Source organism: Arenibacterium halophilum (genome assembly GCF_005938225.1).
Taxonomy (GTDB): Bacteria; Pseudomonadota; Alphaproteobacteria; order Rhodobacterales; family Rhodobacteraceae; genus Arenibacterium; species Arenibacterium halophilum.
On record NZ_VCPC01000001.1, the window covers coordinates 26,215 to 49,335 of the forward strand.

At 62.9% G+C, this 23,121-nt stretch carries 20 protein-coding genes and 1 tRNA gene; 11 read left to right on the plus strand and 10 right to left on the minus strand.

The genetic code is table 11. The features are described 5' to 3' along the window. The first annotated feature begins 181 nt into the window (after positions 1-181). Complete coding sequence (locus tag FGK64_RS00180) at positions 182-1,375, plus strand: pyridoxal phosphate-dependent aminotransferase (RefSeq protein ID WP_138861799.1); 1,194 nt, start codon at positions 182-184, stop codon at positions 1,373-1,375. A gap of 103 nt (positions 1,376-1,478) precedes the next feature. Here the strand turns inward: FGK64_RS00180 and FGK64_RS00185 are convergent, their stop codons facing one another. Next, a complete protein-coding gene (locus FGK64_RS00185; protein WP_138861800.1) occupies positions 1,479-1,721 on the minus strand; it encodes an EF-hand domain-containing protein in 243 nt (80 codons plus the stop codon). Positions 1,722-1,984: 263 nt separating this feature from the next. Here FGK64_RS00185 and FGK64_RS00190 point away from each other — a divergent pair, with 263 nt between their 5' ends. Continuing rightward, positions 1,985-2,512, plus strand: coding sequence for an RNA polymerase sigma factor (locus FGK64_RS00190; RefSeq protein ID WP_171053928.1), 528 nt, complete (start codon positions 1,985-1,987; stop codon positions 2,510-2,512). Positions 2,513-2,554: 42 nt separating this feature from the next. Here the strand turns inward: FGK64_RS00190 and FGK64_RS00195 are convergent, their stop codons facing one another. Both FGK64_RS00195 and FGK64_RS00200 read right to left on the minus strand, forming a co-directional pair. Next, positions 2,555-3,514, minus strand: coding sequence for a calcium-binding protein (locus FGK64_RS00195; RefSeq protein WP_138861802.1), 960 nt, complete (start codon positions 3,512-3,514; stop codon positions 2,555-2,557). A 372-nt stretch (positions 3,515-3,886) separates the two neighbouring features. Then, positions 3,887-7,555 carry a vitamin B12-dependent ribonucleotide reductase gene (locus FGK64_RS00200; protein WP_138861803.1) on the minus strand — a complete coding sequence of 1,223 codons (3,669 nt, stop codon included), beginning with the start codon at positions 7,553-7,555 and terminating at the stop codon, positions 3,887-3,889. A 594-nt stretch (positions 7,556-8,149) separates the two neighbouring features. Between FGK64_RS00200 and FGK64_RS00205 the strand changes: the two genes are divergently transcribed. Further along, positions 8,150-8,524, plus strand: coding sequence for a hypothetical protein (locus tag FGK64_RS00205; RefSeq protein WP_138861804.1), 375 nt, complete (start codon positions 8,150-8,152; stop codon positions 8,522-8,524). Between the two features lie 65 nt (positions 8,525-8,589). Here the strand turns inward: FGK64_RS00205 and FGK64_RS00210 are convergent, their stop codons facing one another. After that, entirely contained in the window at positions 8,590-10,323 is a 1,734-nt protein-coding gene (locus FGK64_RS00210) for an alpha/beta fold hydrolase (RefSeq protein WP_138861805.1), read from the minus strand. 183 nt (positions 10,324-10,506) lie between these two features. Between FGK64_RS00210 and FGK64_RS22420 the strand changes: the two genes are divergently transcribed. After that, entirely contained in the window at positions 10,507-12,309 is a 1,803-nt protein-coding gene (locus FGK64_RS22420; RefSeq protein ID WP_246057634.1) for a calcium-binding protein, read from the plus strand. A 183-nt stretch (positions 12,310-12,492) separates the two neighbouring features. On the opposite strand, the gene FGK64_RS00220 is transcribed toward FGK64_RS22420, so the two are convergent. From FGK64_RS00220 to pdxH, 4 genes are all read right to left on the minus strand, one after another. Next, a tRNA-Pro gene (locus FGK64_RS00220) sits at positions 12,493-12,569 on the minus strand. Between the two features lie 44 nt (positions 12,570-12,613). After that, positions 12,614-13,084 carry a DUF192 domain-containing protein gene (locus FGK64_RS00225; RefSeq protein ID WP_138861806.1) on the minus strand — a complete coding sequence of 157 codons (471 nt, stop codon included), beginning with the start codon at positions 13,082-13,084 and terminating at the stop codon, positions 12,614-12,616. Further along, positions 13,081-13,617, minus strand: coding sequence for a cold-shock protein (locus FGK64_RS00230; RefSeq protein WP_138861807.1), 537 nt, complete (start codon positions 13,615-13,617; stop codon positions 13,081-13,083). Before FGK64_RS00230 ends, FGK64_RS00225 begins: the two co-directional genes overlap by 4 nt. A gap of 123 nt (positions 13,618-13,740) precedes the next feature. Continuing rightward, complete coding sequence (pdxH, locus tag FGK64_RS00235) at positions 13,741-14,346, minus strand: pyridoxamine 5'-phosphate oxidase (RefSeq protein WP_138861808.1); 606 nt, start codon at positions 14,344-14,346, stop codon at positions 13,741-13,743. Between the two features lie 139 nt (positions 14,347-14,485). On the opposite strand from pdxH, the gene fabI reads away from it, so the two are divergent. Further along, the gene (gene fabI / locus FGK64_RS00240) at positions 14,486-15,292 is read left to right on the plus strand and encodes an enoyl-ACP reductase FabI (protein WP_138861809.1); all 807 of its coding nucleotides are present in this window, start codon (positions 14,486-14,488) and stop codon (positions 15,290-15,292) included. Positions 15,293-15,324: 32 nt separating this feature from the next. Here the strand turns inward: fabI and FGK64_RS00245 are convergent, their stop codons facing one another. Continuing rightward, positions 15,325-15,837: an SRPBCC family protein gene (locus FGK64_RS00245; protein WP_138861810.1), complete on the minus strand. Its 513-nt coding sequence runs from the start codon at positions 15,835-15,837 to the stop codon at positions 15,325-15,327. Between the two features lie 111 nt (positions 15,838-15,948). Between FGK64_RS00245 and gpt the strand changes: the two genes are divergently transcribed. Next, positions 15,949-16,452: a xanthine phosphoribosyltransferase gene (gpt, locus tag FGK64_RS00250; protein ID WP_138861811.1), complete on the plus strand. Its 504-nt coding sequence runs from the start codon at positions 15,949-15,951 to the stop codon at positions 16,450-16,452. Positions 16,453-16,459: 7 nt separating this feature from the next. Here the strand turns inward: gpt and FGK64_RS00255 are convergent, their stop codons facing one another. Next, entirely contained in the window at positions 16,460-16,903 is a 444-nt protein-coding gene (locus FGK64_RS00255) for a VOC family protein (protein WP_138861812.1), read from the minus strand. A 53-nt stretch (positions 16,904-16,956) separates the two neighbouring features. Here FGK64_RS00255 and FGK64_RS00260 point away from each other — a divergent pair, with 53 nt between their 5' ends. The 5 genes from FGK64_RS00260 (at position 16,957) to FGK64_RS00280 (ending at position 23,116) form a co-directional block, all read left to right on the plus strand. Further along, positions 16,957-17,553, plus strand: coding sequence for a TetR/AcrR family transcriptional regulator (locus FGK64_RS00260; protein WP_138861813.1), 597 nt, complete (start codon positions 16,957-16,959; stop codon positions 17,551-17,553). Positions 17,554-17,621: 68 nt separating this feature from the next. Further along, positions 17,622-18,794, plus strand: coding sequence for an aminotransferase (locus FGK64_RS00265; protein WP_138861814.1), 1,173 nt, complete (start codon positions 17,622-17,624; stop codon positions 18,792-18,794). Between the two features lie 97 nt (positions 18,795-18,891). Next, positions 18,892-20,736 carry a peptidylprolyl isomerase gene (locus FGK64_RS00270; protein WP_138861815.1) on the plus strand — a complete coding sequence of 615 codons (1,845 nt, stop codon included), beginning with the start codon at positions 18,892-18,894 and terminating at the stop codon, positions 20,734-20,736. A 10-nt stretch (positions 20,737-20,746) separates the two neighbouring features. Further along, positions 20,747-22,258, plus strand: coding sequence for an anthranilate synthase component I (gene trpE, locus FGK64_RS00275; RefSeq protein ID WP_138861816.1), 1,512 nt, complete (start codon positions 20,747-20,749; stop codon positions 22,256-22,258). A 72-nt stretch (positions 22,259-22,330) separates the two neighbouring features. Continuing rightward, positions 22,331-23,116 (plus strand): glycoside hydrolase family 25 protein, encoded by a 786-nt coding sequence (locus FGK64_RS00280; protein ID WP_138861817.1) that lies wholly within the window; start codon positions 22,331-22,333, stop codon positions 23,114-23,116. Positions 23,117-23,121 lie beyond the last annotated feature (5 nt).

Consider the following 23,121-nt stretch of genomic DNA (forward strand, 5'->3'; position numbering starts at 1 on the left):
CCCTGATACGCGCGAACCTCGCCCCGATCAAGCACCCCCTGTTTCATTATTCCAAAAATACTCAGGACGCGGGCCGCCGCCGCCCGCACCGCGGGGACCGGTGCACAGCAGTGGACGCCGCAATTGACAATGTCGCCCGCCTCTGACCCTGTCCCGCAAAAAGGCGACGAAAGGATATACCATGGCGCGGCTCTCGACCCGGATCACCACAATCAACGGCGGCGGCGATGACGGCTGGGGTGTCTTCCTCAAGGCGCGCCGGATGATCGCGCAGGGAACCCCGGTGACCGAACTGACGATCGGCGAACACGACATCCGCACCGACCCGTCGATCCTTGCGGCGATGGACAGTGCCGCGCGCGCCGGGCACACGGGCTATGCGATGGTGCCGGGCACCGACAGATTGCGCGACACGGTGGCAAAGCGGGTCACCGCGCGCACTGGTGTGCCCACCACCCGCGACAACGTCATCATCACGCCGGGTGGACAGGCAGCGCTGTTTGCGACCCATCACGCCACCAATGATGCAGGCGACACCGCCCTGATGATCGACCCTTACTATGCCACCTATCCCGGCACGATCCGTGCTGTCGGCGCCCGGCCCGGTATCATCCCGACCCGGTCGCGCGATGCCTTTGCCCCGCAGCGCGCCGAAATTGACCGCGCGGTGGAAACCTCCCGCGCCGCTGGCAGCACGCCCCGCTCGCTGCTGGTGAATTCGCCCAACAATCCCACCGGCGCGATCTATGGCGCCGACACGATGCAAGCCATCGCACGGGCGGCGTGCGATCACGATCTCTGGCTGATCTCGGACGAGGTGTATGACACTCAAGTTTGGGAGGGAGACCATATCTCGCCCCGGCAGCTGCCGGGGATGGCAGATCGCGTGCTGGTGATCGGCTCCATGTCCAAAAGCCACGCTATGACCGGCTCTCGGGTCGGTTGGATCGTTGGGCCGGAACAGGGCATTGCCCATTTGATCGACCTTGCAACAAACACCACATACGGCGTGCCCGGCTATATTCAGGCGGCGGCCGATTTCGCGCTGAACGCCGGGCAACAGCTGGAAGACGACATCGGCGCGCCCTTCCGCCGCCGTCGCGCGATCGCGCAAAAGGTGTTGGGCGCTCAACAGCTTGTCGGGTCGATCCCGTCGCAGGGGGCGATGTACCTGATGCTGGACATCCGCCGCACCGGGCTTAGCGGCGAGGCCTTTGCCAACCGCCTGCTCGACACGCATCATATCGCCGTCATGCCCGGCGAGAGCTTTGGCGCCTCAGCCGCCGGGCACATCCGGGTGGCCATGACGGTCGAAGATACAGCCTTCGAACGCGCGCTTGGCACGCTTTGCGAATTTGCGGCAAGTGTGGCGTGACAAAAACGAACCCCCGGAGGCAAAAGCCATCCGGGGGCGAGGGTAAGGGGCAGCCGGTGTCCGATGGGGCGTCGGGAAATGAACCGGCCGCCTGCCAGCGGGTTTAGCCGCTGGTTTTCGGCATGATGCCCGCGTCCTGTGCGGCGGCCACCTCTTCGGAATCCAGCGCACCGTCAGCGTTTACATCAAGCGAGGAAAAGATTTCGGCGGTGATTTCGGGAACCTGCGCCTGTGCTTCTTCGAGCGTCACCATGCCGTCGGCGTTTGCGTCGAGCTCGGTCGCGGCGAAAGCTGCGCTGCCCATTGCGGTGGCAAGAATGGCACTCATTGCAAGATAGGTTTTCATCGTTTCACTCCGTTATCGGTTGTGTTTGCGAAACCGGCGTTTCCACCTGCTTCGACCAGTAAGACGCCCCAAACGCGGTTAGCGTCCCTGCACAGTGGGCGGTTTCAGTGCACGCGCCGAGTTCCGCCGAAACCGCATGTATCTGGCGGCAAAGCCTCGCCGGTTCCATCCGCGATTGGCCGCTCGGCGGAAAACCCCGGGCTTTTCAGAGGGTTCGGACTGCGTATCTGTTGAGCCATGGCAACAACCGAAAGGCGAACATGATGCCCCGTGACGTAACCCATGCGATCACACCGGACCGTTTCGACATATTGCTGAAGACCTTGCACAAGCGCGCGCGGCGTTTGTCGCGCTGCCCGGACGAGGCCGCGGATCTGGCGCAGGATACTGCCGTGAAGGTCTGGCAAAGTGCCTCTGCCGGAGCGCGGATCGACAATCTAGACGCCTATGCGATGACCTCGCTGCGCAACATGGCCCGCTCGCGCTGGCGGCGACAGACCGAGGGCGAAGAACTGACCGATGACATGGCGACCACCCTGCCCGACGCGCCCCAGCGTCTGGCCTGCGCCGATCTGCGTGCGGCACTGGCGCGCCTGCCCAAGGCGCAGGCCGGGCTCATGGCGCTGATTGCCGAGGGCGAAACCAGCCCGGCGGAACTGGCGCGCCGCACAGGGGTGCCTCCCGGCACGGTCATGTCACGCCTTGCACGCGCCCGCGCCGCGCTGCGCGGAGATCTGGGCATGTCTGCGGATTCGCCAGCCGAGTCGCTTTGGGCCGATCACACAGTGTAAGCCCCACGCGCGCGGCCCCTGCCCCGGGGGCCGCCTGCGGCTTCAGAACATGAAATCGCTTTTTTCAAGATCAGCCAATACCATATCCGGCAGGATGATCTTGGTCCCATGACGGTCGTTAATCACCACATTATCGCCCTTCTGCCACAAGTGGCGGCTCACCAGATCGCTAAAGCGCACAATTTCGGTGACGGCCGACAGATCAATCACTTCACGCGCGGCAGTGGCGTCGAAATCGCGGATGCGATCGGTGCCCCCGTTATCCTCGAATCGGAACACATCCTGCCCGGCACCCCCAAACAACAGGTCATTGCCCGCCCCGCCTGACAGGTAATCAAGACCGCCGCCGCCTTTCAGCACATCGCGCCCGTCTTGGCCCAGCAACAGGTCGCTGCCCGCGCCGCCCAGCAACCTGTCGTCATGCAGCCCGCCCGCCAGATCGTCATCGCCGGTTCCGCCGATCAGCCTGTCGTGGCCGTTGCCGCCATACAGCCGGTCATCGCCGCCGCCGCCATACAGCACATCGTCGCCCGCCTGCCCGTCAAGAATGTCGTTGCCGGTCAGATCAAGCGAAAGTCCGTCGCCGACTGTCGTGGATTTGACCACCACATCCGCCTCGTCGCCAAAGGTAACGTCCCAGGCGCGCGTCATTAGAAAGGATTCAACGGCATTGGCGTCAGATCCATCAGCTTCGGCCACCATAAGCGGTGTCAGGTCTGCCATCGTGATCCCAAGATCGGTATAGGACACAGACCCGGCATCGGAAGACAGTGTGATATCTGCCATCGTTCCTTCGGTGATAGATCCCGCCGTCCCATCAAATTGAAACCCGGTGCCCGTTACCAAAACAGTCGTGCCGACCCCACCAAAGCTGCCTTGCAGGCTAAGAAAATTGGCGCTGTAGGCCAACAGCACCGCGTCGAACGACAGAAATTCCAGAACGGCGGCCAGATCGTCCAGAAATCCGGTGGCGCCTTTCGGCATGACGACGGTAATCGGCATTCTGCGCTGTTCCCTTCTGGGCCTGATTGCCCGCAGCGTGACGCAAAAGCCTTTACGGAAAACGAAGGCATAACAAAAATCGGGGGGCGCGATGCCCCCCGTTAGTTTCGCCACTCAGGCTCATCTAGTTTACCGCCCGGTGTGTTTTTGCCTGCGGCCTGAGTGTCGTCAGGGGCGAGCGCACCCGCCCCGTGTTCCGAAGGAAACCAAGGGTTTCCCCCGGAGCAGGACAGATCGGCACCAAAAAGGCCGCCAGATCCTGCCCCGTTCGTGGTGAAGCGGCCAGATCACCTGCCCGACTTCGAAATTCGGCGGGGGCCGTTCAGCGCGTGGCAGCCCGCGCCCCCTGCACGCCCGTCAGGGCGCGGTTCCTCAGCTACACCCGGACGTGCCGCCGCAGGTGTTGCATTTCATGCAGGTGCCGTTGCGCACCAAGGTGTAGTTGCCGCATTCGCCGCAGGGGTCGCCCTCGTAGCCCTGCATCCGGGCCTTGGCGCGGGCGTCCATCGGGACGGTGCCGCTGCTGACGGCGGTGGTGGTTGTCGTGGTCGCGACGGTGGCCGTGTCGGGCACCAGCGTGGCCAGCGCGGCCGAGGGATCGCCGAAGCCCGCAAAGGCCGTGGCCCCCGATTGCCCGCCGTTCAGCACCACCAGATCCTGCGGCAGACGCTTGCGCAGGTAGCCTGTCGAGCTGATCTGCTTCAGCACTTCCAAAGACCGGCTGGCGGCGGTTTCGGTCAGTTCCGAAATGTTAGAAACGCCCTCTTCCTCGCCCCGGCCGATGGTGTCGAAGGTCGCGCCTTCGGGCTTCACATGGGCCAGGTCGGTGCGGTCGAGGTAGGACACGGCCAGTTCGCGGAACACGTAGTCCAGGATCGAGGTCGCGTTCTTGATGCTGTCGTTGCCCTGCACCATGCCGGCGGGTTCGAATTTCGTGAAGGTGAAGGCATCCACGAATTCCTCGAGCGGCACGCCGTATTGCAGACCGACCGACACGGCTATGGCAAAGTTGTTCATCATCGCCCGGAAGCCAGCGCCTTCCTTGTGCATGTCGATGAAGATCTCGCCCAGGGTGCCGTCCTGGTATTCGCCGGTGCGCAGGTACACCTTGTGCCCGCCCACGACGGCCTTCTGGGTATATCCCTTGCGGCGCTGGGGCATCTTCTCGCGGTGGCTGCGAACGATTTCCTTGACGATCACCTTCTCGATGATCTTCTCGGCCAGAACGGCGGCCTTCTCCTGCTGGCTGCCGGATTCCAGCACCTCGGCGGCTTCGTCATCGTCTTCGACAAGCGCGGCGGCCAGCGGTTGGCTGAGTTTCGAGCCGTCACGGTACAGCGCGTTGGCCTTCACCCCCAGCGACCACGACAGTTCATAGGCCTTCTGGCAATCCTCGATCGTGGCATCATTGGGCATGTTGATCGTCTTCGAAATCGCGCCCGAGATGAAGGACTGCGCCGCCGCCATCATGTGGATGTGGCTGTCGACCGACAGGAAGCGTTTGCCCTTCTTGCCGCAGGGGTTGGCGCAATCGAAGATGTGATAGTGATCCTTGCTGAGGTGCGGCGCGCCTTCCAGCGTCATCGTTCCGCAGACGTGATCGTTGGCCGCTTCGATGTCCTTGCGGGAGTAGCCCAGCGATTTCAGCAGGTCGAAGGTGGGATCGTTCAGCTTTTCAGCCGGGATCCCCAGCACGTTCTTGCAGAATTCCTCACCCAGCGTCCACTGGTTGAACACGAACCGGATGTCGAAGGCCGATTCCAGCGCCGCGTCGATCTTGGCCAGCTCGTTCGCGCCAAAGCCGTGACCGGCCAGCGTGGTGTGGTTGATCGCAGGCGCATTGCCGATGGTGCCATGGCCCACTGCGTAGGACACGATTTCCTCGATCTGGGCCGAGGTATAGCCGAGGTTTTCCAGCGCCGCCGGAACCGAGCGGTTGATGATCTTGAAGTAACCGCCACCGGCCAGTTTCTTGAACTTCACCAGCGCGAAATCGGGCTCGATCCCGGTGGTGTCGCAATCCATCACCAGACCGATGGTGCCGGTGGGCGCGATCACGGTCGACTGGGCGTTTCGGTAGCCGTGCTTTTCGCCCAGCTCCAGCGCTTCGTCCCAGGCCGCGCGGGCAAGGTCGATCAGCCGCTTGTCGGGGCAGTTCGCGTGGTCCAGCGCCACCGGCTTCACCGCCAGCTTTTCATAGCCTTCGGTCGCGCCGTGGGCGGCGTTGCGGTGGTTGCGGATGACACGCAGCATGTGTTCGCTGTTGCGCTCGTACCCGGCGAAGGGGCCCAGCTCGGATGCGATCTCGGCGCTGGTGGAATAGGCGACGCCGGTCATGATCGCGGTCAGCGCACCACAAAGCGCGCGGCCTTCGGCGCTGTCATAGCCGTGGCCCATGTTCATCAGCAGGCCGCCGATGTTGGCATAACCCAGGCCCAGCGTGCGGAAGTCATAGGACAGCTGCGCGATTTCCTTGGACGGGAACTGCGCCATCATCACGCTGATTTCCAGCGTCAGCGTCCACAGACGGGCGGCGTGAATGTAGTCATCCGCCTGGAATTCGCCGTCCTTGAGGAAGGTCAGCAGGTTCATAGATGCAAGGTTGCAGGCCGTATCATCCAGGAACATGTATTCCGAGCACGGGTTCGAGCCGCGAATTTCACCGTCTTCCGGGCAGGTGTGCCATTCGTTCACGGTGTCGTGGTACTGGATGCCCGGATCGGCACAGGCCCATGCGGCATGGCCGACCTGTTCCCAGAGCGCGCGCGCCTTCACCACCTTGGCGACCTTGCCGTCGACGCGGTTGATCAGCTCCCAGTCGGCGTCTTTCTCGACGGCCGTCAGGAAGGCGTTGGTGACGCGGATCGAGTTGTTCGAGTTCTGGCCCGAGACGCTGTTGTAGGCTTCGGAATCCCAGTCGGTGTCATAGGTCGGGAATTCGATGCTGCTGTGGCCCTGCCGCGCGTAATCCAGCACCCGCTTGATATAGGTTTCCGGGATCGCGACCTTCTTGGCCTCGCGGATCGCCTGCTTCAGGCTGTCGTTGACGGCCGGGTCATAGGCGTCGGCCTCGGCGCCATCCCAGGCGCGGATCGCCGCGAAGATGCCGTTCAGCTTGGCTTCGTGCATCTTCGAGCCGGCGACGATGCTGGCCACCTTCTGCTCTTCGATGACCTTCCAGTTGATGAAATCCTCGATATCGGGGTGGTCGGCATCGACGATCACCATCTTGGCCGCGCGGCGCGTGGTGCCGCCCGACTTGATCGCGCCAGCCGCGCGGTCACCGATCTTCAGAAAGCCCATGAGGCCCGAGGATTTGCCGCCGCCCGACAGCTTTTCGCCTTCGCCGCGCAGGTGCGAAAAGTTGGTGCCGGTGCCCGAGCCGTATTTGAACAGCCGCGCCTCACGCACCCACAGGTCCATGATGCCGCCTTCGTTCACCAGATCGTCCTGCACGCCCTGGATAAAGCAGGCGTGCGGCTGGGGATGCTCGTAGGAAGATTTCGACTTGGTCAGCTTGCCTGTCTTGTAATCCACATAGTGATGTCCCTGTGCGGGGCCGTCGATGCCATAGGCCCAATGCAGGCCGGTGTTGAACCACTGGGGGCTGTTCGGCGCCGCCTTCTGGGTGGCCAGCATATAGCGCATTTCGTCGTAATAGGTGCGGGCGTCATCCTCGGTGGTGAAATAGCCACCTTTCCAGCCCCAATAGGCCCAGGCCCCGGCCAGCCGGTCGAACACCTGCTTGGACGAGGTTTCACCGCCCATTTCCGCGCCCTCGTCGGGAACCGAGCGCCACAGGAATTCGGGAACGTCCTTTTCGCGCACCTTCTTCAGGACGCTGGGCACACCGGCCTTGCGGAAGTATTTCTGCGCAATGACATCGCTCGCCACCTGGCTCCACGACGACGGGATCTCGATATCGTCCTGACGGAACACGGTGGTGCCATCGGGGTTGCGGATTTCCGAGGTCGCGTGGACAAAGTCGAGCTCTGCATATGCATCCTGCCCGGCCTTGGTGAATGTACGTTCGATCTTCATTTTGCGCTGCCTCTTTCTCAGCAATTCCCAAAAGGCGCCCGGTACGCCGGACTGCCCTGCCCCGTCATGCGGGATGCGCCGCGTGCGGAATGGCAAAGCCGGATCGTTCCCCGGATCAGGGGTGTTGGCCTGTGGCCAATGTCGATGTTACGCTTGTCCGTCCCGTACTGGTTCGCGCCGCTTCTGGTTTCACACCAGATATTGTGGCTATCGAACCGGCTCCCACAATCTGGCGTAGATTGGCATATGTGGTCAACTGCGTTTTTCGGCAAATCCGGATTCTTTTCACTTGACGGAAACCTGCCCCCAGCGCCCCTCGGGATACCCACGATTCCTCCACATGCTCATGCACAGCCACAGGGGTGCGACATCGCTGCGACCCGTCCAGAATTGTCGTGAATTCACCGGCGTTTGGCTCTAGTCTGGCGATCAGCGAAACGGCGAAGCCCCAACGCAGGCCCCGCGCGTCCGGGTGCCCGCCACGATCCGCGCCGCGGTGTTGCGCAAATGTGCCGCCCTATGCAGGAGCCTGATCCGATGAGAGCGATTGCCACAGTTTTGATCATGTGGCTTGTGGGGTGCGCGCCACAAGATATGGGTGAGCCCCGTCATAGCGCCCGGTTCGATTCCTATCCCGACCTTCTGTTCTCGGCGATGGAATCGGTTTGTCAGGAACCCGCCGACACCTTCCGCCGCTATGGGCGCGACGATGTCGAGTGCCGGTCGTTCCTGCCGCCGGGGCCGACCGCCTCGATCATCGTGCAATACGATGGCACGGTCGACGATCTGCCCCAGTTGGTGATGCGGGTGCGCAGCCGCCACGACGATCCGGGATACGTGGTGGACTTCGACACCTACCTGTATGTGCCGCGCCGGGCGCAGGCGCCGGTGCGGGTGGTGCATCGCTCTCCCCAGATCACCAGCCGCATCAACCGGCTGCTGCAAAGCGCGGGCGGGCGACCGAATTAGGGGGCTCTGCCCCCATCCGCATTGCGGATTCCCCCGGAGTATTTCGAGAATAATGAAAGCGGCACTTATTCAGGCAGCGCCGGGCGCGTTGTGAAGGCGGCGTCGATATGGCCGATCACCCGGGTCCAGGCCTGAAACAGCACCAGCTGACCGGCGTCCTCAATATATTCCACATTGTAATGCGGCAGCTCCGTGAGGTGTTCGCGGATCAGGGCGTGCGGCGCGATTTTGTCTTCGACGCCAAGCAGCGCCGACACCGGCACGCGGCCCTGAAGCGCGGCGATGGTTTCGCTCCAGTCCGATACCGCAAGGTAGCCGTCCTTGATAAAGGCGTCGCCCCCCTGCGCGATGGCATGGCGCAGACCTTCCGCCATAAGGTCGAGGCAGCCGACCCTTTCGCAGTAGGCCAGATCGACTGGCGAGGCGCCGAGGTGGCGCTGCATCATCCGGTGGGCACCCAGGAAATCGACTGACGCAATGGCGGCGCGGGTCAGGAAGCGGATCGCGGTGCGCGACCGTTGATAGGTCCGGGCGAAGGCGCGCGACATCGTGGACATGCCCGCGATCAGATCGTCGGTGACGATGCCGCTGTAACCGGCGTTCAGCACGCCAGCGCAGCGATCCGGAAACCGGTCGGCAAAGTTCACCGCGATGCCAACCGCCGAGAGATTGCCAATCACGAAGACGCGGTTCAACGAGAGCGTGTCGATGAAGGCCAGCAAGTCGCGGCAGGATTGGCGCACCAGTTCGATTCCCTCGGCCGGGATGGTATCGGTCTTGCCAAATCCCGGGCGCGAGGGGGCGAGGATGCGCAGGCCGTGGCGGCGGGCTTCTGCCTTGACAGGTTCGGGAAGATCGGGCCCCGCCATCATCCCGTGCAGATACAGCACCGGGCGCCCGTCGCGGGCACCGAATTCGCGATAGCTGATCATGCGGCCGCTGGGCAGGATCAGGCGCGATTCGCGGGGCTCGGGCGCGGCCGCCGCCGGGTAGAGCGCCTGTGACACGATATTGAGACTTTGTACCTGGCTGATCAGGAACACGCTGGAGCGCACCAGATCGGCCTGGGTCGGGCTGTTGGATTTTTCAAGCAACCCGCGGATATGGGCACGGATCGTGTTGATCGACACCTTACGCAGCCCGGCGATCTCTTCTGCCTTGCGCCCCTGGGCCAGCAGGATCAGCACCTGGGTTTCGGCCTGGGTCAGCCCGTATTTCTCGGCGATCATGGCCCAGACATCATTGGTTTCGCTGATATCGCTGAAGATCACCAGAAAGCTGCGCTGTGCGCTGACATCACCCCCGAAGGTCGCTGGCAGCCGGGTTACGATGGCGGTCGTCGCATCCGGCGTCTGGGCAAAGGCCACCGTCTGGCCGTCGGGCCAATTGGCGACCTGATCGCCCAACTCACTGTTGGCCAGCAGCTCCAGCGGATCGCCTTCGCCCAGTTGGGCGCGCAACCTGCTGTTGATGTGCAGCACATTGCGCTGCGCGCCGCAGATCAGCGCAGGCATCGAAAAAGATTCAAGCAGTCGCTTGGCGCGATCGGTGTCGCGTTGGATACGGCCGATCCGATCAAAGATCTGCAGAGCACTGTTCAGGTGACCGGCAAATTCCGTGGTGTCCCCGACCTGATCGGCCACGATATGCGAAGTTAGGCATTGCTCCCACAGCTCGATCAGATCGTGGAACTTTTCGGGTTCGGCGATAGTGGCGTAGGTTAATTGTACCAACTCGGCGAACAGCGCCTGCCCATCACCGGGCACCGGAGCCTGTGTGCCAGAATTTTCAGGCTCCATCTGCCGCCTATCCTCTTGATGTTCCCGCCGAATCCGACCCTGCAACAAGATTACCCGTAAAAATCGTTGCGATCCTATCAAAATTGATAATGTCGCAGGCCCCGCGACGGGCAAAAACGTGGCGCGAGGGAGATTTCAAAAGACCAAGACGGTGGGTCCCTCGGTTTTTATCAGGAGATTATCATGGCTGCTTTTTCACAGCGCGGCGCGGAATTCCGGGTCAACACCTATCAGGCAGATGACCAGCAGACGGCGAACATCGCCGCAAACCCAGCGACAGGCGGATTTCAGGTTGTATGGCAAAGCGACGGGCAGGATGGATTCCTGTGGGGCGTCTATGGTCAGAATTTCAATGCCACCGGCCAGAAGGTTGGCGGCGAGATTTCCATTGCCGACCTGACGGACGGCGATCAGGAAAGCCCCGATGTGGCTTTCAACGAAGATGGCAGCGGTATGTGGGTCTGGCAGTCGACCATGCAGATGGCGCTATCGCCCGATGCCACCACGCCCCCGGTGCCGACGACCTTTCCGGGCGTGAATTATGAAGTGCGATCCAAACTCTTCGGGTTCGAGGCGACGGGCGCCGGGGAAAATTACATTCCCTACGAAGTTCAGCGCGAGAACAAGCAGAGCAACAGCAACTTCAACGACGACCTGATCGACATTTCGGTGACTTCGCTGGGCGGCGACCGGTTCCTGACCTCGTGGTACAGCAAGGACGAACCGCGCGACGAATATGCCTTTATGGTCGAAAGCGTCGATGCCAATACCTACCGCACAAATGTCAGCGGCGAAGAACTGTTCGGGATCGCCGAGCCCTTTGGCGGCACGACCTGGGGCGATGCGGCGTTCCTGCGCGAGGTGACCGACCGCCGGTTTGGATCGCTTGAGGAATATATCGTGGTCTCGGGCCGGTCGGATTCGGCCGATGGCAGCGGCGGCGACATCATCTTTCAGATCTTCCAGCAGGATCTGACCGACGGCTCGTTCAACTACGACGACCGGCTGAACACCGATTACAGTGGCCGTTTCGTTGTTGACGGTTCAGGCGCCACCGGCAGCGCGACGCGCCCCCATGTGGCAGTTCTGGAGGACGGCGGCTTTGCCATCACCTGGCAAGAGCGCGACGAACGCGCCGCAAACACGGCCAACTGGAACTTCGACACCTATGTTCAGGTGTTCAACGATGATTTCACCCCCCGCGCGGGCAAGATCGTTGTTGATGTCAACAGCGATACCCCGACGCTTCCGGAAATCACCGCGCTGAAGGACGGCGGTTTTGCCATCACTTGGACCGACAGTTCGGGCCGCAACGACAACGTAATGCTTCAGCGGTTCAGCAAGGACGGCTGGAAGCTGGACGAGGCGACGATGGTCAACGACAACGCCCCCGGCGAACAGTTCGACGCGGCCCTGACCACGCTGAACAATGGCGACATCGCCCTGACGTGGACCGCCAGCAACGGCGACAATGACGGCAATTCCGTCATGGCCAAGGTGATGGGCGTTACAGCCTACGGGCCGAAGAAGGCGCAGCACATCACCGGCACCGACCAGGACGAACGCTTTTCGACAAAGGCAAAGGCGGATTACGTTGATGGCGGCGGCGGGCGTGACGTTATCAATGGCGGCGCGGGTAACGACGACCTGCGTGGCGGTGCGGGCCGCGACAAGATCATCGGCGGTGGCGGCCACGACCGGATCGACGGCGGTGCTGGCAACGATGTGATGACGGGCAAGGTGGGCAACGACATCTTCGTGTTCTCTGCCGGCAAAGACCGGATCACCGACTTCCGGAACAACAAGGACACCGTGGTCTTCGACCGTGATCTGGGGGCTGGTCAGGACGATCTGACCAAGGCGGATTTGCGCGAGATGGCCGAAAAGATCGACGGAGGCTTGTTCTTTGATTTCGGCAACCATGAGCTGACGATCATGGGCATCAATTCTTTTGCAAAGCTGTCCGACGACATCGCCTTTATCTAAAAAACAGTTTTCCCCGAATTTTCACTTACCAAAGCATTTAATACCCCATCGGGTCGGCGGCACTGGCAAGAGTGTCGCCGGCCCGAACCTTTTAGGGGCCGAACTTTTTTGGGCGCGAACCACTTTGAGCACGTGCGACGCAGAGCTCGTCAGCACGCAAATATTTTCTGCGATTGTGGAAGATGGTCGGGGCGAGAAGATTCGAACTTCCGACCCCCTGTACCCAAAACAGGTGCGCTACCAGGCTGCGCCACGCCCCGAACCATGCGCCCCGTCTAGACTGGTGGTGGCGAATTGAAAAGCCCTAACAGGGCCAAACCGGGCCATTGTCGGAAAAAACGGGATGGCGCAGCTGGCTGCCGGGGCCGATGCCATACCTCTGGGCCAGCCCGCCGTTGATTTCCAGCACCACAAGGATGTCGTCCCCCCCGTCAATCGGTGTCAGATCGCCCGGGATCGCGTTCGAATGCACCCGCTGCACCGTGCCCGCGTCGTCGACGAACACCATGTCGAGAGGGATCAGCGTGTTCTTCATCCAGAAGCTGACCGGGCCAGGCGTGTCATAGACAAACAACATACCCGCACCGCGCGGCATTTCCTCTCGGAACATCAGCCCGCGGGCGCGATCCTCTACGGTATCGACGACTTCGACGCTGAAACCTGCACTTCCCCAGTCGCCACGCAGCTGCACGCGGTCGTCGCGACACGTTTCGGCGTGAAGCCCACCGCCGCAGAGCGCAAGCGCCGCGGCAACAAAAAAACCTGTTAGTTTCATTGCTTTTTCTGGGTCAGTTCGTATTCCCAGGCCTGCACTTCGGCCGCCATGCGGCCGCGCTTGCCCTCGATCACTCGCACGGCCAGCGCCTCGCCCGGCTGCAGATCGGCCAATCCGGACTGGCGCAGAACCTCGATATGTAAAAAGACATCCTCGGGGCGGCCATAGATGTTGGCAAAGCCAAATCCCTTACCCTTGTCGAACCATTTTACCCGCGCCGGTTCCAAAGGCGCCTGCGCCAGTAATTCGGGATCAAGATCGGCGAAATCCGTCAATACCGGCGTTTCATCGCGCTCTGGCGGAGCAATTGAAATGACTTCAACTGCCTGGACACCACGTTCGGTCCGGTGCGTCACCACCTCGACCCTCGATCCATCCGCAACCGAGCTTTGGCCGAAGTTACGCAACACGTTGATATGCAATAGGATATCGGGGCCGCCCTCGTCGGATACGACAAAGCCAAAGCCTTTTGTGGGATCAAACCACTTAACCTGCCCACGCACGTGATACATGCTGTTCAAATCTTCAGCCACACGGCACCCGCAAACGAAAAGATATCCCCATAGTTAACACCGATCTGCGCGACATTGGTAGAGGGTTTCAAGCGAAATTTAGCGGCGCATTGCAGGTAATTGTAGGCCCGAACATTCGATATGTCACGGGTTAAGCCGCTGGATACCCCACGATGCCGTCGGATCGGCACGCCGCCAGCGGAACCGGTCGTGCAGACGGAATGCACCGTCTGCCCAGAATTCGATCTCGAGTGGCGTGATCCGAAACCCACCCCAGAACGGCGGGCGCGCCGGGTTCGGGCCCTTCGTCGCCGTCACCTTTGCCACTTCGGCCATCAGGGTGGCCCGGCTTTTCAGCGGTTGCGATTGCTCCGACGCCCACGCTCCCAGACGACTTTGCAAGGATCGCGAGGCGAAATAGGCATCGGCCTTGGCGCCGTCTTCTTTCTCGACCAGACCACGCACCCGGATTTGGCGGCGCAGCGATTTCCAATGGATCACAAAAGCGGCCTTTCCCGAAGCCGCAAGTTCGGCACCTTTTATGCTGCCATAGTTCGTGTAAAAGACGAAGGCGTCGGGCTCGATGTCTTTCAACAGCACCATGCGCACATTCGGCAGCCCGTCCGAATCGACCGTCGACAGCGCCATCGCGTTCGGATCGTTCACTTCGCTATCCTGCGCGGCGGCCAGCCAGTCGCGCGCGATGGCAAAGGGATCGTCACCCGCAAAGATTCCGTCGCGTTCCGCCATGGCTGCTCTCCTGCCGTTCTGGTTTTCGCGCAACGCTAGGGTGCGCAGCCGACGGGGGCAAGCCCGCGCAGGCTTGAAGCGGACCATCCGATGGCCTAAAGGACCGGCACGTGGGGCAGCAATCAGGGTGGATCGCAGCATGTCAAACCAGCTTATGACCGGAAAGCGCGGTCTTATCATGGGGCTCGCCAACGACAAGTCGATCGCCTGGGGGATTGCCCGCGCGCTGGCCGATGCCGGGGCCGAGCTGGCGTTTTCCTACCAGGGGGAGGCGCTGAAAAAGCGGGTCGATCCGCTGGCGGCACAGCTGGGCAGCGATATCGTTCTGCCCTGCGACGTATCGGACGAAGCCTCGATCGACACGTTGTTTAGCGAGTTGCAATCGCACTGGGACACGCTGGATTTCGTGGTTCATGCCATCGGCTTCTCCGACAAGAACGAATTGCGCGGCCGTTATGTCGATACCTCGCGCGCGAACTTCCAGATGAGCATGGATATTTCGGTCTACAGCTTCACCGCCGTGGTGCAGCGCGCCGAGAAGATGATGACCAAGGGCGGTTCCTGCCTGACGCTGACCTATTACGGCGCCGAGCGCGTAATGCCGCACTACAACGTGATGGGCGTCGCCAAGGCCGCGCTCGAGGCATCGGTGCGCTACCTTGCCGAGGATCTGGGCAAGGACGGCATCCGCGTGAACGCGATCAGCGCCGGCCCGATCAAGACGCTGGCGGCCAGCGGCATCGGCGATTTCCGCTACATCATGAAGTGGAACGAGTACAACTCGCCCCTGCGCCGCAACGTGACCATCGACGATGTCGGCGGCTCGGCGCTCTACCTGCTGTCCGATCTGGGCGGCGGGGTGACGGGCGAAGTGCTGCATGTCGACGCCGGGTACCACGTTGTCGGGATGAAGGCGGTCGACGCGCCCGATATTACAAAGGGCTAGATTTTGGTCGCGGCGCACGGTCGGCAGGCGGGCTAGTCGTCCTCCAGCACGCTGCGCGCCGCTACTTCGCGCGCCGCCTTTTCGCGGCGCTCGGTCAGTTCCGCGCCCAATCCATCCAGCCCGCGCGCCATCGCCCAGCGATAATTCGACTGCACGATTGGCCAGATCAGCGGCGACAGTCGCCGTAAACCCGGCTTGCCGAATTCAAACGCCCAGCGGTTTTCGATGTCGGCAACACCACCATTCTGCCGCAAAATCCATTCCCCGCGGCCGGCTACGTCGCCACGCGCACGGATCGTCCAGCGATGGGGCAGATCGGTCTTTGTCACTTCTGACACCCATTTTACGGTGGCCGGCCATTTCAGCTTGGCCCGGAAAGCCGCGCGCCGCCCGACGCCGAAATCGTCGCCGCGGGCCAGCGGTGTTACGTCAAGGATGACCCCCTTCCACCACGTCGGAAAACTAAGATCGTCGAACAGTATATCACAGACCTCTTCGCAGTCCGCGCGCGCCTTCCAATTCGTGTGCAAATTATAGCGCGCCACCATTTTTCCGATCACTTGATAAATTCGCCCGCCAACCTCAGACAGGTTGGGGCGCTTCCCTTACAACGCGCCCTGCGCTAATCAGTTGCAAAAATTCTGGAGGGAATGGCGATGACGGACCGTTTGCCGCACGAAAAAGGCTTTCACGTCAGCTGGGATCAGATCCATCGCGACGCGCGTGCATTGGCATGGCGCCTTGACGGTCGCGGCCCCGATGATGGCGCGTGGCGCGCTGTCGTCGCGATCACCCGGGGCGGCATGGCACCCGCGATGATCGTCGCGCGCGAACTGGACATCCGCACCGTCGATACGATCAGCGTGAAATCCTATGACCATCAGGACAGGTCCGAAGCACGCGTTCTGAAATCCCCCGATGCCGACATGATGGGCGACGGCACCGGCATTCTGGTGGTCGACGATCTGGTCGACAGCGGGAAGACGCTGGAGCTGGTCCGCAGCCTGTATCCAAAGGCGCATTTCGCCACAGTCTATGCCAAGCCCAGCGGAGAGCCGCAGGTCGATACCTTTATCACCGGCGTCAGCCAGGACACCTGGATTTTCTTCCCTTGGGACATGGCCCTGCAATATGTCGAGCCCTATCGCGGCAAAGACTGATCCGGCCCTAACCGGCAGACCCGTTCCAGCGGGCCTGCATGGTTTCTGGGGTCACATCCTCGATCCACTGCGCCAGAAACCAGCGGTGGCCCCAAGGGTCCTGTATCTGCGCGGTGCGTTCTCCAAAGAACTGATCGGCGGGGCGGCGCAGCACGATGGCGCCCGCCGCTTCGGCGCGGGCACAAGCGACATCGCAATCCGTGACCGACAGGTGCAGCGTCACCGGCGTGCCGCCAATCGCATCCGGCCCCAAAGCACCGAAATCGGGGTATTCATCAGCGATGTAAATTTCAGCCCCGCCAATGACCAATTCGGCGTGGCCGATGCGCCCGTCGCCCGGATCGGTCAGGCGAAACAACTCGCGCGCGCCGAACACGTCCTTGTAAAACTGAATGGCTGCTTCCGCACCGCGCACGCACATGTAGGGGGTTACAGTCTGTTCACGCACCATGCTGTATGTCCTTGTTGCAAGGGCTGTTTAATTACGTTACGTTTCGTTTCGAAATGAGTCAAGCCGCCAAACCCCGCAAACCGGGCCGCCCGCCATCGGCCGCCGCGCGCAACCGCGCGCTGATCGAAGCACGCCGCATTCTTGACGAGGACGGGATCGGCCGCCTGACGATCGAGGCCGTTGCCGCCGCCTCGGGCACGGGCAAGCCGACGCTATACCGGCATTGGTCGAACGCGCGCGAACTGGCGATGGAGGCGCTGCTGGCCGATATCGGCACCACCGCCCTGCCCGACACACGCGACACACCACGCGCCGCGCTGATCCGCCAGCTGGATCGCCTTGTCACGGCTTTCGCCACCCCGCGCGGGCGGCAGATTGCACAGATGCTGGCCTCGGCCGATGCCGACAGCGAGTTGTCGCGCGCCTTTCGCAACCGGGTGATCCTTCACAGCCGCGAGGAAGGCCGACAGCTGATCCTGCGGTTCCTGCACGAGGGCCGCCTGCACGCACCGCCCGACATGGAAACGCTGCTCGACATGATCTATGGCCCGATCTTCTTTCGCCTGCTGGCCGGGCATCAGCCGCTGGACCGCGCCTTGCCCGGCGCTTTGGTTGCCACGGCGTTTGCGGCACTTGAACGCCCCGCTTAGGCGGCATTTCCTTTGGCCGCGGCGCAGGTTACACCATGCCCGACACCGCCCATTCCCGGAGCCCCGCCATGACCGGCCGCACCAACGCCACCTTTGCCCCGCCGATCATTGCCGCGTCGCGCTGGCTGGACGGGGTGACATTCCCGCCCGAGCGTCCGCTGATCAACGTCAGCCAGGCCGCCCCGGTCGCGCCGCCACCGCGCGCGCTGCGCGAGGCGCTTGCCGAGGTGGTGCTGACCCACGATGCCGCGCATCTGTATGGCCCCGATCTGGGCCTGCCCGAGTTGCGCGCTGAACTGGCGCAGAAATGGTCGCGCCTTTATGGCGGCACGATTGCCGCGCAGGATGTCGCCATCACCGCAGGCTGCAATCAGGCATTTGCCGCCGTGGTGGACGCTCTGACCGTCGAAGGGGACGAGGTGATCCTGCCGACGCCGTGGTACTTCAACCACAAGATGTATCTGGACATGTCGGGCGTGCGCGCCCTGCCCCTGTTCACCGGGCCCGACCTGCTGCCCGATCCCGTCCGGGCCGAGGCGCTGATCACCCCGCGCACCCGCGCCATCGCGCTGGTGTCACCCAACAACCCGGCCGGCGTGGAATACCCGGCCGAGCTGATCGCCGCCTTCATGGCGCTGGCGCGTAGCCGTGGGATCAAGCTGATCCTTGATGAAACCTATCGCGATTTCGACAGCCGCAGCGGCGCGCCGCATGATCTGTTCACCGATCCCGACTGGCGCGATACGCTGATCCACCTGTATTCCTTCTCCAAGGCGTTCCGCCTGACCGGCCACCGCGTCGGTGCGATCATCGCTGATCCTCCGCTTCTGTCCGAGGTCGAGAAGTTCATCGACAGCGTCACCATCTGCCCCAACCAGCTGGGTCAGCACGCCGCGCTGTGGGGCCTGCGCCACCTTGACGACTGGCTGGCGGGCGAACGACAGGAAATCCTCACCCGTCGCGCCGCCATCGCGCGCGGCTTTGACAGACTGGCCGCGCAGGGCTGGCAGATGCGCGGCCTTGGCGCCTATTTCGCCTACGTCCAACATCCGTTTGACGCGCCCGCCGATGAGGTGGCCCAGCGGCTGGTGCGCGAGGCGGGCATCCTGCTGCTGCCTGCCACCATGTTCGTCCCGCCCGAAGACACCAGCGGCGCGCGCCACCTGCGCATCGCCTTTGCCAATCTGGACAGCGCGGGCATTGAAACGATGGTCAACCGCCTGTCCGGCTTTGCCATCTGACCTTGCCCCCCCGGGGTGCGCAGATTAGACAGGTCCAAATTCGACAGGCACGTACCGAGTCCGCCCAACGGGCCCCCACGTGCACAAGGGAGAGCACATGGCCGCGCGCGCTAAAAATCTGTCCAGAACCTTTGTCTGGATCATCGTTGGCTTGCTGATCATCGGCCTGGCCGGGTTCGGCGCCACCAATCTGGGCGGCAACATCCGCACCATTGGCAAAGTGGGCGATCAACCGATCACGATCGACGCATACGCGCGCGAACTTCAGCGCGAAATGCAGGCCTTTGAGGCCCAGACCGGCCAGGCCATGACGGTGGCCCGCGCCCGCGAGCTGGGACTGGACCGCGCCGTGCTGGCCCGCCTTGTGCAACTGGCCGCACTGGACGATGAGACCCAGCGTCTGGGCATTTCGTCGGGCGATGAAAACCTGCAGCGCGAGATCGTGCAGATCCCGGCGTTTCAAGGCATTGATGGCAAATTCGACCGCGAAACCTATCGTTTTGCGCTGGATCGCGCGAACATGAAGGAAACCGAGTTCGAGGAAGATCTGCGGGCCGAGAGCGCGCGCACTCTGGTGCAGGCGGCCGTGACCTCGGGCGTGGTGATGCCCCCGGTGCTGACGAACCTTCTGATCGATTTCGTCGGCGCGCGGCGCAGCTTTACCTATGCCACGCTCAGCCCGGACACGTTGGAAGAGCCGCTGGCCGAGCCGACCGAAGAAGAGCTGCAAGCCTTCTATGATGAAAACCCCGACATGTTCCGCCTGGCCGAGACGCGCCGTATCACCTATGTCGCGCTGACGCCCGAGCAGGTGATCGACAGCGTCGAGGTGGACGATGCCGCCATTCAGCGACTGTTCGAAGATCGCGCTGCAGAATACCAGCTGCCCGACCGTCGTCTGGTGGAACGGCTGGTCTACGGCAACGAAGAGGCCGCGAGTGAGGCCAAGGCCCAACTGGAAGTCGGCGGCACCACGTTCGAGACGCTGGTCGCAGACCGTGGTCTTGATCTGGCCGATATCGACATGGGCGATGTAACCACTGCCGATCTGGGCGCCGCGGCAGAGGCCGTCTTTGCCGCCGAAGAAGGCGAAGTTGTCGGCCCGCTGCAAACAGATCTGGGCCCGGCGCTGTTCCGCATCAACGGCATTCTGGCCGCCCGCGATACGCCCATCGACGATGTGCGCGATGAATTACGCGACGAACTGGCCGCCGAACAGGCCCGCCGCCAGATCGAAGCCCGCGCCGAACCGATCGAAGACATGCTCGCCGGGGGTGCCACGCTGGAAGACGTGGCCAAGGAAACCGAAATGACGCTGGGCCAGTTGGACTGGACCCCGGACAATGGCGAAGGCATTGCCGCCTATGCCGCCTTCGACGACACCGCCGCGCAGGTCACTGAAAGCGATTTCCCCGAAATCGCGTTCCTGGACGATGGCGGAATCTTTGCCCTGAGGCTGGATGAAATCCTGCCCGAGCGGCCCCAACCTTTTGATGACGCACGCGAGGCCGTTGCCACAGCCTGGACCGACGCCAAAACCCGCGAGGCGCTGGCCGCGCGCGCTGAAGCCCTGTCAGCAGAGGTGACCGAAGCGGGCGATTTTGAATCGACCGGCCTGCCCGTGAACGTCGAAAACGGGCTGATGCGGTCTGCCTATATCGACGCGACGCCGCCAAACTTCATGGAGCAGGTGTTCCAGATGGAGGTGGGCGAGACCCGCGTGATCGAGGGCGAAACCGACGTGTTCCTTGTGCGTCTTGACGCCACTGACGCCCCCGAAGACAGCGACGACATCCGCCGCACCCGCGAGGCCTTGTCGAACCAGATGGACCAAGCACTGGCACAGGCGTTGTTTGCCGCCTTCGCACGCGATGCCCAGCTGCGCGCAGGCGCACGGATCGACGAACAGGCGCTGAACGCGGTTCTCGCCGGTTTCAACTAAGAGACAGACCATGGCCCTGACACCGGATTTCGACAGCTTCGCCCGTGCTTATTCAGCGGGCGAAAACCAGGTGGTCTATACCCGGCTTGCGGCCGATCTGGATACGCCGGTGTCGCTGATGCTGAAGCTGGCCGGCAACCAGACCGATGCCTTCATGCTGGAATCAGTCACCGGCGGCGAGGTGCGCGGGCGCTACTCGATCATCGGCATGAAGCCCGATCTAATCTGGCGCTGCCGGGGCACCACGTCAGAGGTCAACCGGCAGGCGCGGTTCGATCCTGAGGCCTTCACCGCGATGGAGGGCAACCCGCTGGACGCGCTGCGCGCTCTGATCTCTGAGAGCCGGATCGACCTGCCAGACGACCTGCCGCAGGCCTCGGCCGGGCTGTTCGGCTATCTGGGCTATGACATGGTGCGCCTTGTCGAACACCTGCCCCACATCAACCCCGACCCGATCGGCGCGCCCGATGCGATGATGCTGCGCCCCTCGGTCGTGGCGGTGCTGGACGGGGTGAAGGGCGAGGTCACCGTGGTCTCGCCCGTCTGGGTCAGCGAGGCGCAATCGGCACGCGCCGCCTATGCGCAGGCCGCTGAGCGCGTGATGGACGCGGTGCGCGATCTGGAACGCGCCATGCCCGGCGACAGCCGCGATCTGGGCGACGAGGAAGACATGGCGCCGCCCAGCTCGAACTTCACGCCCGAGGGCTATCGCGCCGCCGTGGACACCGCCAAGGAATACATCCGCGCCGGTGACATCTTTCAGGTGGTGCCCTCGCAACGCTGGACGCAGGAGTTCCGGCATCCGCCGTTCTCGCTCTACCGCTCACTGCGGCGGACGAACCCGTCGCCCTTCATGTTCTATTTCGATTTCGGCGGCTTCCAGGTGATCGGCGCCAGCCCCGAGATCCTCGTGCGCGTCTTCGGGCGCGAGGTGACGATCCGCCCCATCGCCGGCACCCGCCCCCGAGGTGCCACGCCGGAACAGGATCGCGCGCTCGAGGCCGAGCTGCTGGCCGATGCCAAGGAACGCGCCGAACACTTGATGCTGCTGGATCTGGGCCGCAATGACACCGGCCGCGTCTCGAAGATTGGCACCGTGCGCCCGACCGAACAGTTCATCATCGAACGCTACAGCCATGTGATGCATATCGTGTCGAACGTGGTGGGAGAGCTGGACGACGGCAAAGACGCGCTGGATGCCTTCTTTGCCGGGATGCCCGCAGGCACCGTCAGCGGCGCGCCCAAGGTCCGCGCGATGGAGATCATCGACGAGCTGGAACCCGAGAAACGCGGGCTTTACGGCGGCGGTGTTGGCTATTTCAGCGCGGGCGGCGATATGGACATGTGCATCGCCCTGCGCTCTGCCATCACGCAGAACGGCAAGCTGTATATCCAGGCCGGGGGTGGCGTGGTCTATGACAGCGACCCCGAGGCCGAATATCAGGAAACCGTGCATAAATCGAACGCGATCCGCCGCGCCGCGGCCGATGCCGCCCGGTTCCGCACCGGCGGCAACCGCTAGCGCGCGCGAAACCCTGCGCAAGGCCCAAAGACAGGCTTGCGCAGGAGCCGGTCCCGCCGCCAAGGTGTGGCTATGCGCCTTGCCCTTTTCTCCGCCCTCGCCCTTGCTGCCCTGACCGCCTGTGGATCGCGGGCGCCCACGCCCCACCCACCCGTGGTCGACGCCGCCGGTCACATCGTGGAAGCTCCGGTTTTCGACGATTCCAAACCCCACGAATGGACCGGGCGCACGCCCCAGCATTATGTCATCCACGGCATCGACGTGGCCCGCTACCAGGGCGATATCGACTGGCGCAGCGTGCGCGCCTCGGGCGTGCAATTCGCCTATATCAAGGCGACCGAAGGCGGCGACCATCTGGACCCGATGTATCGCGCCCATCGCACGGGCGCGCGGCAGGCCGGAATTCGAAACGGTGCGTATCATTATTTCTACTTCTGCCGCCCGGCAGAGGAACAAGCCCGCTGGTTCATCCGTAATGTCCCACGCGATGCCAGCTCCTTGCCGCATGTGCTGGACATGGAATGGAACCACCGCTCGCCCACCTGCCGCCGCCGCCCCGATGGCGCCGAAGTCCGTCGCGAGGCGCGCACCTTCCTGAATATCCTTGAACGTCACTATGGAAAGCGCCCGGTGATCTACACCACGCCGGATTTCTTCAAGGACACCGGGATCGGACGGCTGGGCGGCACCGAATTCTGGCTGCGCTCGGTCGCAGGCCACCCCGGGCAGGTCTATCCCGGCGCAGGATGGACGTTCTGGCAATACACAGGCACTGGTATCGTTCCGGGCGTGCGCGGCAATACCGATTTGAACGTGTTTCGAGGCAGCCAGGACGCCTGGCGCAACTGGGGGCTCTGAGGCAG